Below are 12,051 nucleotides of genomic sequence, written 5' to 3' on the forward strand. Positions count from 1 at the left end.
CGGGTGCCCTCCGGCACCCCTTCGATCACCAGTCTTGGCGGGACCGGCGACCACTTCACGAGACCTTGGTCACCGGCGCCGGGACCTCCGCCACCTGCCGCCACGCGCGGGCGGTGGTTGCCTGGAGAGGCAACCTCGACGGAAGCCGGAAGGGACCCCGATGCTCGACTCACCCGACGTCGTGACGATCACGCTGAACCCCGCGCTGGACGACTCCTTCTCGGTGCCGAAGCTCGTCCCTGCGCGCAAGCTGCGGTGCAGCGCGCCGCGGTTCGACCCCGGGGGCGGCGGCATCAACGTGGCCCGGGTGCTGCACGTGCTCGGCGTCCCGACGCTGGCGGTCTTCCCCACGGCGGGTCACATCGGGCGGGCGCTGACGGAGCTGCTCGAGGCCGAGGGGCTCCCCTTCGAGGGGATCGAGGTCGGCGGCGAGACCCGGCTCAGCCACCACGTGACCGACCTCAGCACCGGCCTGGAGTACCGCTTCGTCCTGCCGGGGACGCCACTCTCCCAGGCTGACCTGGACCGCTGCCTCGAGGTCGTGCGTCGCGTCGGACACCATGCCGCGTACGTCGTGCTGAGCGGCAGCCTGCCGCCCGGGGTCTCGAGCGACGTGATCGCCCGCGTGACCTGCCTGGCCGACTCGATCGGCGCACGACTGGTCCTCGACGCCTCCGGGGGCGCGCTCGCCCGGGCGCATGGCGCGTTCCTGCTCAAGCCGAGCGTCCGCGAGCTCGAGGAGCACCTGGGCCGCCACCTGGAGTCGGCCGAGGATCAGCTGGCCGGTGCCCGGGAGCTGCTCGTCGCGACCCAGGCAGGGGTGGTCGTGCTCTCCCGCGGCCACCTCGGGATCGCCCTGGTCACCGCCACCGATGACGTGCTGCTCCCCGCCGTCGCCTCCGACGTGGTCAGCGGCGTCGGCGCCGGCGACGCCCTCGTCGCCGGGATCATCGCCGGGCTGGTGCACGGCTGGGACCTGCCCCGGGCGGCCCGGCTGGGTCTCTCGTGCAGCGCGGCCATGATCGCGACCGCCGGCACCTCGGTGTTCGCTCGCCAAGACATCGCCGCCTTCACCGACGACGTGCCGTGGGGCCCTCACGACCGTCGTGAGGAAGGTCGCCGGGAATCCGCCGATCGCCGGGCGTCGTGACCTGAGGCCAACCCGGTTCCGAGACGGCGACCGGCTGATCGCTCTCGGCCGTCTCCACCACCGGAACCACGAGCACAGGCGCGGCCGCGACGTCGAGGACCTCCCGAGCCACCGATCCCAACCCGGTCGACTCGCCGCGGTGATCTCGCCTGGCCAGAACGATCAGCTGTGGAGTCCGCGCCTGGGCGGTCAGCACGTCGGCCGCGTGGCCCTGGTCATGGGCGACCGTGACCTCGACGTCCGGGAACTGGCCGCGGAGAGGGCCGATCATCTCCGCCAGAGCCGCCGCGCTGCGTCGCTCCCACTGCCGATAGGCAGGCTCGCCCCGAGCACGATCCCACACCAGTGCCGGCCGCAGGTCCGTGGCGGACACGACGCAGAGGGGCGCTCCGGTGCGGAGAGCCTGCAGGAAAGCCAGCCGGAGCGTCTTCTCGTTGTCCCACGCCGAGTCCACCCCGACGACGACAGGGCCCGGATGGCCCGCCGGCGCCTGCCATCTCGGCGGCACCACCGCCAGCAGCGATGGCGCCACTGCGGCGAGCCGAATGGCCGTGCTGCCGATCCGCATGGCGCGCGAGGGGCCCATCCCCCGCTTCCCGACCACGAGCAGGTCCCGCTCGCCGACGATGGAGGCGAGTGAGGATACCGGGTGACCGAATCGGACCGACGTGCTTGCGCGCAGGCGCGGATGCTCCTCGACCAGCCGGTCCCGGATGTCTTCCAGCAGGGTCCACTGACGGTCGGGGCCGGACTCGGCACGGTGCGGTTCGGCCGGGTCGAAGCTGACGACGCTCACCAGCAGCAGAGGACGGTGCAGAGCGAGCGCCGAGGCGACGGCGTACTCGATCGCCGCCTGGTTACGCTCCGAGCCGTCGACTCCGACGACGACGATCGCCTGGTCGCCCGCGTACGTCATCGCCGGGCTCCGCGCCTGTTCAGACACTCAATGGACGAGACGACCGACATCACAACCTCCTCTGGCCGAGTGCTCCCCGACACCTCAAGCCAACCGTTCGGTCGCTCGCGGACGAAGGGCCCATGGTCCCGAGCCCCTGCGACCAATCGCCCTACGTCCACGAGGGCGAGCCCGCGCGACCGTGAACGCACCGCTACGAGCGGTCTGGTCCGAGCACGACGGCGAGCGCGGCCTCCACGCTCTCCTTCTCGTCTCCGCTGGTGTCGATCGTGACCGCTCCCGGCCACGGCCTCTCCGCACGGCTCATCGTGGCCGCGACCGTCTCGTCGGCATCGGAGATGTCGTCACGAGCCAGGATCCGCGCGGCTGCCACCTCAGCGCCCACAGCGCAGCGCAGGACGGTGAGGGTGCTGTACGTGGCCTGGGCCGCGCGCTCCACGAGGACCCGGTGCGCCGGCTCCGTCCAGGAGGCGTCGAGCACGACGGACTCCCCGCGGCCGAGCAGGGCGGTCGCGCGCCGGAGCATCTCGTCGTAGGTTCGATTGGTCCATGCGGCGCTGTAGATGCCCTCTTGCCAGCCGGCGCCCGCGTGCTGCCGAGGGTCGATCCCGGCCAGCTCCTTGCGCAGCCGGTCGCTGCTGATCATGGTCAGCTCGAGGCGGTCGGCGAGCGCCCCGGCCAGCGTCGACTTGCCCGTCCCGGGAGCCCCGCCGACGACCACGAGCCGGACCTCGCCACGGCGGAGATGGTCGCGCGCGAGCCCTGCCAGACGTACGGCCTCCGCTGCCGGTTCGCTCGGTCCGTGCCCCACCCGAGGCTGTTCGGCGCGCAGCGCCGCGACCTTTGCGCGCATGAACGCCCGGTAGGCGATGTAGTGGTGAGCGAGGGAGGTGGGGAACGTGTCGGCGCTGAACTCGCGGTAGGCGGTCATCAGCTCCGCGGCAGCGGCCGACGCACCGAGACGCTCGAGGTCCATCGCCAGACAGGCCATGTCATCGAGCGCGTCGATCCGGCGCAGGCGGTCGTCGAACTCGAGGCAGTCCAGGATGCGCGGGCCGTCGGCCAGGCAGAAGATGTCGTCGGCGAGCAGGTCCCCGTGACCGTCGACGATCCGTCCGTCATCGATCCGCTCGTCGAACAGATCCTCACGTCCGGCCGTGTACCGGTCGCTGAGCCGCTCGACGTCGCCGACGATGGCGTCGTCGAGAAGGGTGCCCCGGAATCGAGCGACCTCCTCCAGGTTGTGCCGCCAACGCTCACGCAGCGCGCGGACTCCGCCCTCCGCCGCGATGACCGGGCCGTGCTCCGCACCGGCATGGAAGGCGGCCATCACCCGCGCGATCCGCCGCACCTCGTCGGTGACCGGGCGACCCCGCCCGACCAGGGTGGCAAGCCGGTGCTCGTCGGGCATGCGCCGCATCACGATGGCAGGCTCGGTCGAGCCGTCGGCCTGCGGGAGCTCGGTCATACCGACGTACACGTCCGGCGCGAGCCGGCGGTTGAGCTCCAGCTCCCGACGGCACACCCGACGGCGATCGTCGCGCTCCCGGAAGTCCAGGAACGCGAGCTCCACCGGCTTCTTGACCTTGTAGGCCGTCTCCCCCACGAGCACCACCAGGCCGGAGTGCGTCTCCCGCACCTCCCCGTACGGCACGCCGTGGGCGCTCATTCCCGAGTCGGTCGCCGCGGACGTCGTCTCGTCCGTCATCGCGTCGCGTCCAGGACCGCGACGCCTCGCACCCGATCTGCCGCGAGGTCGGCCAGCGCCCGGTCGGCCTGGCTCATCGGGTACAGCGTGACCTCGGCGCGGATGTCGAGCCGGCCGGCGAGCCTGAAGAGCTCGACCCCGTCGGCGCGGGTGTTCGAGGTGACGCTGGTGAGGGTCCGCTCGCGGAAGAGCTGGTGCTGGTAGTCGAGCGGTGGAATGTCGGAGAGGTGGATGCCGGCCACGGCGCAGGTTCCCGCAGCGTCCAGCGCGGCGAGAGCCTCACGTACGACCTCACCGGACGGGGCGAACACGACCGCCGAGTCGAGCGGCGGGACCGCACGACCGGGCTCGACGGCTGTCACAGCACCGAGGTCGAGTGCGAGCCGGCGCGCGGGCTCGCCGCGGGTGACAACGTGGACCTCCGCGCCCTGGCGGATCGCGATCTGCGCGGTCAGGTGGGCACTGGCCCCGAATCCGTACAGACCCAGCCGTCCTCCCGGGGGCAGTGCCGCGCGCCGCAGCGCACGGTAGCCGATGATCCCCGCGCACAGCAGCGGCGCGGCCTGGAACGGATCGAGCGAGTCCGGGATCCGGTAGACGTAGGCCGACGGCGCGACGACGTACTCGGCGTAGCCGCCATCCGCATCCCAGCCGGTGTAGCGAGACCGCTCGCAGAGATTCTCCCGACCGGAACGGCACCATCGGCAGCGGCCGCAGGTGGAGCGCAGCCACGGCACCCCGACCCGGGTGCCCACGCGGGGCCCGTCGACGTCGTGGTCGAACCGCGCCAGGACCCGGCCGACGATCTCGTGGCCCGGCACCACCGGGCTCCGGTGCCGCGGCAGGTCGCCGTCGACGACGTGCAGGTCCGTCCGGCACACGGCGCACGCCTCGACCCCGATCAGAACCTCCCCCGACGCCGGCTCGGGCACCTCGAGCTCGCCGCTCGACAGCCGACCGTCGCCGGTCGTCCGCCACCCGCGCATCGTCGCCATCAGGTATCCGCACCCGGCCCGACCGGTGCGCGCAGGCTTCTCAGGTCAGAGGCAATGGCCGGCGGAGCCGGGTGCAGCCGGACCTTCGCGTCGACGACCGAGACGCCTCGCTCGTGCACGATCACGGGATTGAGGTCGATCTCGGCGATCTCGGGGAAGTCGTCGGCGAGGCGACCGAGGGAAACCAGGAGATGCTCGACGGCACCCGCGTCGGCCGGTGGCAAGCCGCGGTAGCCGGCGAGCAGCGGCGCCGTACGCAGCTCCGCGAGCGCCGCGGCGGCGTCGGCCCGGTTGAGCGGGGTGAGCCGGAAGCTGCGGTCGCCGATCAGCTCGGTGTACGCGCCGCCGTAGCCGACCATCACCAGCGGTCCGAAGACCGGGTCCTGAACGACGCCGGCGATGAGCTCGACCCCGGCGGAGGCCTGGCGCTGGACGAGCAGACCGGCGTGTTTGCCCGGCACCCGGAGCACCTCGTGCGCCGCGACGCGCACCTCGTCGGGACTGCCGAGCCCGGTGCGTACGCCACCCACGTCGGTGCGGTGGGCGACCTCGGGATCGGCCAGCTTGACCACGACCGGGTAGCCGAGCCACTCGGCCGCGTCGACGGCCTCCTCCACGCCGTCGACGAGCACGCTCGGCAGCACGCCGATCCCGTACGCAGCGAGCAGCTGTCGCACGTCGGGGGCCGCCAGCCGGCAGCCCTCCGGGGCCGTCCGCAGCGCGCGGTCGACGACGTCGCGAGCCGCCTCGCGGCTGCCGGAGGCGGCCTCGGCTGCGGCGCGGCGCGGCTGGGCCCGCCACTCCGCGTACCCGGCGACCGGACCGAGGGCACGCGCGGCGTCCTCCGGGAACGCGAAGACCGGTATGTGGTGGTTCCCTGCGCTGATCGGCCGGCTCGGGCAGTGCGTGTCCAGAATGACGGCGACGGTGGCGACCGGCGGGGTGGTCTCGCCGGGGAGGGCGCGCAACGCGATGCGCAGCGCACGCGCGAAGGCGGCGTAGGAGAGCGCGGGCAGGGGCGTACGCAGCGCGATCAGCATGTCGACCTCGCCGCTGCGGGCGATCATCGAGACCACCTCGGCATAGGCCTCCCAGCCGACGCCAGAGCCCAGGTCGACCGGCATCTGCACCGACGAGGCGTCCGGTACGATCTCGCGGATCCTGGCCATCGTCTCCTCGCTCAGCGTGCTCAGTCGCAGCCCGGCACCTTCGCAGGCGTCGGCGGCGAGGATGCCGGGGCCGCCGGCGTTGCTGACGATCCCGACCCGGCGACCGCCGGGCAGCGGCTGGTTGGCCAGCACGCTGGTGGTCTGCAGCATCTGCTCGAGGCCGTCCACGCCGATCACACCGCACTGTTCGAACAGCGCCTCCACCGCAGCCGACGAGGTCACCGCCGAGGCGGTGTGGCCGACGGCGCCACGCCGGCCGGTCTGGCTGCTGCCGCCGACGAGCGCGACGATCGGCTTGTGCGCGGCCAGGCGCCTCGCCAGCCGGGAGAACTTGCGCGGGTTGCCGAAGGACTCCAGGTAGAGGGCGACGACCTCCGTCGCGTCGTCCTCGGCGGCGTACATGAGCAGGTCGTTGCCGCTGATGTCGGCCTTGTTGCCGGCGGAGATGAAGCTCGACACACCGACACCCAGGTCCTCGGCCCGCTGCAGCGCAGCGATGCCCACCGCGCCGGACTGCACCATCATCGCCACCCGGCCATGGCCGACGGTGATGGGCGAGAACGTCGCGTCCAGGCGTACCTCGGGGTCGGTGTTGGCGATACCGAGGCAGTTGGGGCCCACCACGCGCATCCCAGCTCTGCGGGCGACCGTGAGGATCTCGTCCTGAAGACGTCGTCCCTCCGGACCCGTCTCGGCGAAGCCGCTGGAGAGGATCACCAGGTCGCGTACGCCGGCGCGAGCACATTCACGCACGATCCCGAGCACCTCGGCCGCCGGCACGGCGATGACCGCCAGGTCGACGGGCGCGACCTCGAGGATCGAGCGATGGCACCTGAGGCCGAGCAGGAAGTCGCAGTGCGGGTTGACCGGGTGGACGTCCCCGGTGAAGCCGGCGCGCAGCAGGTTGCGGACGACCTGGTGGCCGGGGTTCTCGTCGCGCCGGCCGGCGCCGATCACCGCGACCGACCGCGGCCGCAGCATCGCGCCGAGGGAGGCGGCGTCGGCCTGCTGCTCGCGTTCGATCATCGCCTCCAGGACCCGCTCGGTGAGCCGTACCGGGAAGCGCACCTCGACGGTCTCCTGGTGGGGAACAGAGGTGATCTCGAAACCGGAGTGCCGCATCACGTCGAAGGCTGGGGCGTTGTCGGCCAGCAGGTAGGAGACGAACTCCATCACGTCCGCCTCGGTCGCGGCGACGGCCAGGTGCTCGAGGAGCAGGGTGGCCAGGCCGTTCTCGGCGAAGCGGTCCGCTACGACCAGGGCCAGCTCGGCCTCGCCACCGATCTCGGTTCTCGTGCAGCTGGCCAGCGCCACGACGCGCCCGTCGACCACGGCTACCTTCGCGATCGCCTCGCCGCGGCCGAGCCGGGGCAGGAGGTCGTCGACGAACCGTGCACCGTCGAAGCGTCCGAGGTGGAAGAACCTCCGGTAGCGGCCGAGGTCCGAGAGCTCGTCGTGCAGGGCGACCAGGCGCTCCCGATCCGCGGGAACCGCGTCGCGGATGCCCGCGATCGTGCCGTCGCGCATCAGCACGTCCTCCGGGGTGGGTCCAGCCTCACCCGCGCCGACCTCCATCTGGCCTCTCATGCTGCTACCTCCTGCTGTCGATGTCCGAGCAGCGCCATGTCGTCGGCTCGTGCCATGAGTCCAGCGAACCGCCCCGGGCGCATCGGCGGTGAGAGAAGGGAGTCCGGAGGCTCGGGGCCGTTCGTCCCACGGGCCGGAGGACGTTGGCCACCTCAGCCGGCCAGGATCCGGCGGCGAAGCGCCCACGAGCCGATCGCGTAGAGCGCTGCCGCGAACGCGGCGAGGACCCCCAGCTCCGGCAGGATGTCGAGGACCGTGCCGTCGTGGCGGACCAGGACGGCGAAGCCGTCGGCCGCCCATGCGTGCGGCGTCAGGTGGGCGGCGGTCAGCATCACGGGCGAGTAGAACTCCAGCGGCATCATCGAGCCTCCCAGGGCGGCGGCGCCCAGACCGACCAGCAGGCCGACCGCGGTGGACTGCTGGACGTTGGTCGCCATCGCTCCGAGCACCATGCCCGCACCGCCGGCGACCGTCGCGAACGACAGCATCAGCAGCGCAGCGGCGATCGGGTCACCCCAGGAGACGCCGAAGAGCACGGCGGCGCCGACCATGATGATGAGGCCCTGGACGAGCGCGACCCCCACGCGACCCAGTGCCTCGCCGGCCACGATGGTGGCCATCCCGGTGGGTGTGGCGAACATCCGCCGGGCGACGCCGAGCCGCCGGGTGTCGATCATCGACGCGGCCGCGGTCAGGGAGGTGACGAAGATGAACAGCAGCAGCTGGCTGCTCGCGCCGAGGTCGAAGCGCCCGAGGTCCTCCGGGAGCGCCGTGGCGCCGACCGTGGTGGTGGAGACCGCCACCTCCGGGACGCGCCCGGCGAACGCCTCCCCACGAGCGACGTTGGCGCCGAAGTCCCCGCCGAGCTCGTGCTGAAGGGTCCTGGCCACCCGGTAGCGGCCCGCCTGGTCGTCGACGACGGCACGGACGATCACGCCGATCTGCTGGGCGCTCCGGCCGGAGCGTGACAGGTACTGCACCGCGGTGTCCTGTCCCTCCGCGAGCGTGGCGGCGTACGTAGCGGGGATGACGACCGCCGCCTCCAGGTCTCCCTCCTCGACTCCCGCAACGGCCTCGGCACGGCTGTCGAGGCGACGTACGTCGAAGCCCTCGGCGTCCTCGAGGGCCGCCACGAGCTGGTCGGAGAGCACACCGGTCGCCGGCTGCACCACGCCCACCCGGGGCTCGTACGCACCACCGAACGCGACGCCCAGGACCGTGATCATCAACAGCGGGAAGAGCACGAAGAAGAAGGCGCTGGTGCGGTCCTGCAGCGAGCGGCGCAGGTTCGTCCAGGCGATCGTGAGCACCTTCATGGCGCGACCACCCGTCCGGTACGCCGCAGTGCGACTCCCATCGTGACGGCGGCCATCGCCAGGAGCGCCGCGACCGACGGCAGTGCCTCGATGGCTCCGCCACCGCCCGCGAGATCGCCCAGGCCACCCAGGAACCATGCGTGCGGCGTCACCAGGCTGAGGCCCGCGACCAGATCACCGGCCTGCTGCACGGGGAAGAACGAGCCGCCGAGGAGCCCGAGCGACACCGCGATGACGGCCTGCCAGGTCCCGGCCTGCTCGGAGGTCCTCGCCAGCGAGGCGACCACCGAGGTGATGCCCGTGGCCGCCAGGACGCCGGCGACGACCAGGAGGGCGACCCCGAGCGGGTCACCCCACTCGGCGCCCAGCATGAGCGCGCTCAGCACCATCAGAACCGTGAGGCTGACGATGCCGAGCACCACGCTGGTGAGCAGCTTGCCGACCAGGATCGCCCACGGCGGCACCGGAGCCGCCAGCATGCGCACCAGGGTGCCTCCGCCTCGCTCGTCGATCAGCGACGAGACGCCGAACTGCACCGTGAACAGCAGGAAGAAGACCGCGAGCGCGGCCGCGAAGTAGGTCTTGGTGTCGAGCACCCGGGTCGTGGCCGAAATGTCCTCGAGGGCCACGGGCGAGGCGCCGTGCACGGTCTCCTGTGCGACCCGCTCGATCTCGGCGGGGGCGAGCCCGGGCCGGGCGGCGCCGACCGCGGCCACCGCGACCCGGGCGGCGTCGAGGTTTCCGGCGTAGGAACGGGCGATCGAGCGGGCCGCGACGGTGGCCGTCGGGGCATCGGCGCTGCCCACCACCAGCAGCTCGGCGGGCCCGGGACTCGCGACGTCGTCGGCGAATCCCGACGGCACGACGAACGCGGCGTCCAGATCGCCGTCGCGGACTCCGGCCCGTGCCTCGTCCTCGTCGAGCTCGCTCACCTCGGCGACGCCCTGGTCCGCCAGGGCACCGAGGACGTCGACGGTGAAGGTCCGCGACACCGCGGTGTGATCCTGGTCGACGACGGCGTACTCGAACGCCCGTGGCGTCGATGCCGGCCCGAACAGCAGGTTGAAGATCGCGATCAGCACGAAGGGCACGACGATCGCGAGCAGGAAGGCGGACCGGTCACGAACACGCTGCCGGAGATCCTTGGCCGCGATCTGCAGGGTCGGGTGCATCATCGGTCCCGCAGCCGTTTGCCGGTGAGGCCGAGGAAGACCGTCTCGAGGTCGGGCTCCTCCGCGGTGACCGAACGCACCGTGCCGTGGGCCGCGGCCACCTGGATGACCTGCGGGAGCGCCGACCCGGCGTCCCTCACGAGCACATCGACCATGTCGTCGGCGCCGGTCACCCTGATGGCGAGCGGCAGCTCGCGCAGGGCTGTGACAGCTCCGGTCACATCACCGCCGAGAACGAGGCGGATGTGCTCGGAGTCGCCGAGCTGCTCCGCGGCCAGCTGCTTGGGCGAGCCTTCGGCGACCATCTTCCCGAGGTCCATGATCGCGACCCGGTCGCAGAGCCGCTCGGCCTCCTCCATGTAGTGGGTCGTGTAGAGCACCCCCATCCCCTCCGCGCTCAGCCGCTCGACGCTCTCCAGGATGGAGTTGCGGCTCTGCGGATCGACGCCCACGGTGGGTTCGTCGAGCACCAGGAGCCGGGGCTGGTGGATCAGGCCCACCGCGATGTTGAGCCTGCGCTTCATGCCGCCCGAGTACTTCTCCACCCGGTCGCCGGCGCGGTCGGCCAGCCCGACGATGTCGAGGACCTCCTCGACGCGGGCTCGGGCGCGACGGCGGCCGATGCCGTACAACGAGGCGAAGAAGAGCAGGTTCTCCCGGCCGCTCAGGTCCGGGTAGAGGGCCACGTCCTGGGGGACGTAGCCGATCGCCGCCTTGGCACCGTACGCACCGGGGTGCATCTCCTCGCCGCCGACCAGGATCGAGCCCGAGTCGGCCGCCAGCACGCCCGCCACCATCGAGATGACGGTCGTCTTGCCGGCTCCGTTGGGGCCGAGGAGACCGTACGTCTCGCCACCGCGGATCCGGAACGAGATGCCGTCGACCGCGGTGACCGGTCCGAACGACCGGCGCAGGTCGGCGCAGCGCAGCACGTCCGGGACCGCCCGGAGCGGCGCTCCGGTTCCGACGGTCGCGGAGGTGTCGAGGCTGCTCACGGTGTCTCGGGCTCCGGAGGAACCGCCTCGACCGGGCAGTGCGACGCGCGCAGCAGGGCGTGGCCGGTGCTGCCCAGGCGGCGCAGCGGGAAGGCGTGGCCACGCCGGGCGATGACCAGCAGGTCCGCGTCCTTCGATGCCTCGGTGATGACCCGCGCGGCCTGACCACGGTGGATCTCGATCCGGGCCTTGGTCTCCGCGGCGAGGGGGACGAGGTGCTGTGCCTGCTCGAGGGTCTTCGTCAGGCGGCGGCGTGCGTCCGCCTCCCAGCCTGCCGCGTCCAGCTGCCCCAGCGTCGTCTCGTAGTAGACGGCGGGGACCTCCCAGGCGTGGGCGATCACCAGCTCGGCACCGCGGTCGGCCGCCTCCCGCAGCGCGTGCGCGACGAGCTCGGTGGAGGCGTCGCAGTCCGCGACAGCCACGACCACTTGGCGGGTACCCGAGCCGGCGCTCCACGCGCTCGGCACGACGACGACCGGCACCGGCGCGCGCGAGGCGACCTTGCCGGTCACCGAGCCGGTCACGATGCGCGCCAGGCTGAGGTGGCGCTCGTCGCCGAGGACCACCATCGCGGCGTCGGCGGCCGCATGGACGAGCTCGACGGCCACTCCCCCGTCACGAAGCGACGTGGTCACCCGATCGGCTCCGATGTGCTCGGCCGCCGTCTTCTCCGCACGGGCCAGGATGCCCGCGCCGGCCTCACGGATCTGGTCCGCCAGCCCCGAGTAGCCGTACGGGTAGAAGACCCCGGTGGCGATGGCGAGGTCGATCACGTGGACGAGCCACAGGTCGGCGCCGCTCCGGCTGGCCTGCTCGGTGGCATAGCGAAGCGCGGCGCTGCCGCCCTCTCCTCCGTCGATGGCGACCAGGATCCGGTCTTGCTTGGACATGTTCCCTCCTCGGGGACTCGGTGCGCGTCCGGCGATGCCTCCAATCTCGCCGGGTGCCACGCCCGCGCGTCAGGGCCATCGGTGCTGGGCGCGGAGGACCTAGGTCCGCGCGCGGACGGCCCGGACCGCCCGCCATCTGAGGACAGGACGGAT

9 protein-coding genes are annotated in these 12,051 nt (G+C 72.4%); 1 reads left to right on the forward strand and 8 read right to left on the reverse strand.

What is annotated here, in order from left to right; translation table 11 throughout:
• Positions 1-160: 160 nt before the first annotated feature.
• A complete protein-coding gene (locus tag ABT304_RS17475) occupies positions 161-1,150 on the forward strand; it encodes a 1-phosphofructokinase family hexose kinase (RefSeq protein ID WP_350717018.1) in 990 nt (329 codons plus the stop codon).
• Here ABT304_RS17475 and ABT304_RS17480 read toward each other — a convergent pair.
• The 8 genes from ABT304_RS17480 to ABT304_RS17515 form a co-directional block, all read right to left on the reverse strand.
• The gene (locus ABT304_RS17480; RefSeq protein WP_350717020.1) at positions 1,071-2,093 is read right to left on the reverse strand and encodes a universal stress protein; all 1,023 of its coding nucleotides are present in this window, start codon (positions 2,091-2,093) and stop codon (positions 1,071-1,073) included. The genes ABT304_RS17475 and ABT304_RS17480 overlap by 80 nt on opposite strands.
• Before the next feature lie 166 nt (positions 2,094-2,259).
• Complete coding sequence (locus ABT304_RS17485; RefSeq protein ID WP_350717022.1) at positions 2,260-3,774, reverse strand: bifunctional aminoglycoside phosphotransferase/ATP-binding protein; 1,515 nt, start codon at positions 3,772-3,774, stop codon at positions 2,260-2,262.
• Positions 3,771-4,769: a zinc-binding alcohol dehydrogenase family protein gene (locus ABT304_RS17490; RefSeq protein WP_350717024.1), complete on the reverse strand. Its 999-nt coding sequence runs from the start codon at positions 4,767-4,769 to the stop codon at positions 3,771-3,773. Before ABT304_RS17490 ends, ABT304_RS17485 begins: the two co-directional genes overlap by 4 nt.
• A complete protein-coding gene (locus ABT304_RS17495) occupies positions 4,769-7,525 on the reverse strand; it encodes a bifunctional acetate--CoA ligase family protein/GNAT family N-acetyltransferase (protein ID WP_350717026.1) in 2,757 nt (918 codons plus the stop codon). Before ABT304_RS17495 ends, ABT304_RS17490 begins: the two co-directional genes overlap by 1 nt.
• A gap of 152 nt (positions 7,526-7,677) precedes the next feature.
• Entirely contained in the window at positions 7,678-8,841 is a 1,164-nt protein-coding gene (locus ABT304_RS17500) for an ABC transporter permease (RefSeq protein ID WP_350717028.1), read from the reverse strand.
• On the reverse strand, positions 8,838-10,013 hold the full coding sequence (locus tag ABT304_RS17505; RefSeq protein ID WP_350717030.1) for an ABC transporter permease: 1,176 nt from the start codon (positions 10,011-10,013) through the stop codon (positions 8,838-8,840). Before ABT304_RS17505 ends, ABT304_RS17500 begins: the two co-directional genes overlap by 4 nt.
• Complete coding sequence (locus ABT304_RS17510) at positions 10,013-11,008, reverse strand: ABC transporter ATP-binding protein (RefSeq protein ID WP_350717031.1); 996 nt, start codon at positions 11,006-11,008, stop codon at positions 10,013-10,015. The genes ABT304_RS17505 and ABT304_RS17510 overlap by 1 nt, the downstream gene beginning before the upstream one ends.
• On the reverse strand, positions 11,005-11,898 hold the full coding sequence (locus ABT304_RS17515; protein WP_350717033.1) for a universal stress protein: 894 nt from the start codon (positions 11,896-11,898) through the stop codon (positions 11,005-11,007). The genes ABT304_RS17510 and ABT304_RS17515 overlap by 4 nt, the downstream gene beginning before the upstream one ends.
• Between the last annotated feature and the right edge of the window lie 153 nt (positions 11,899-12,051).

The organism is Nocardioides sp. NPDC000445 (assembly GCF_040300245.1).
Lineage (GTDB): Bacteria > Actinomycetota > Actinomycetes > Propionibacteriales > Nocardioidaceae > Nocardioides.

What these genes read in the sequence shown, in the direction of transcription:
- ABT304_RS17490 (WP_350717024.1), bottom strand. Translation starts at nt 4,769, where the DNA reads ATGGCGACGATGCGCGGGTGGCGGACGACCGGCGACGGTCGGCTGTCG.
- ABT304_RS17505 (WP_350717030.1), bottom strand. Translation starts at nt 10,013, where the DNA reads ATGCACCCGACCCTGCAGATCGCGGCCAAGGATCTCCGGCAGCGTGTT.
- ABT304_RS17485 (WP_350717022.1), bottom strand. Translation starts at nt 3,774, where the DNA reads ATGACGGACGAGACGACGTCCGCGGCGACCGACTCGGGAATGAGCGCC.
- ABT304_RS17495 (WP_350717026.1), bottom strand. Translation starts at nt 7,525, where the DNA reads ATGAGAGGCCAGATGGAGGTCGGCGCGGGTGAGGCTGGACCCACCCCG.
- ABT304_RS17475 (WP_350717018.1), top strand. Translation starts at nt 161, where the DNA reads ATGCTCGACTCACCCGACGTCGTGACGATCACGCTGAACCCCGCGCTG.
- ABT304_RS17500 (WP_350717028.1), bottom strand. Translation starts at nt 8,841, where the DNA reads ATGAAGGTGCTCACGATCGCCTGGACGAACCTGCGCCGCTCGCTGCAG.
- ABT304_RS17515 (WP_350717033.1), bottom strand. Translation starts at nt 11,898, where the DNA reads ATGTCCAAGCAAGACCGGATCCTGGTCGCCATCGACGGAGGAGAGGGC.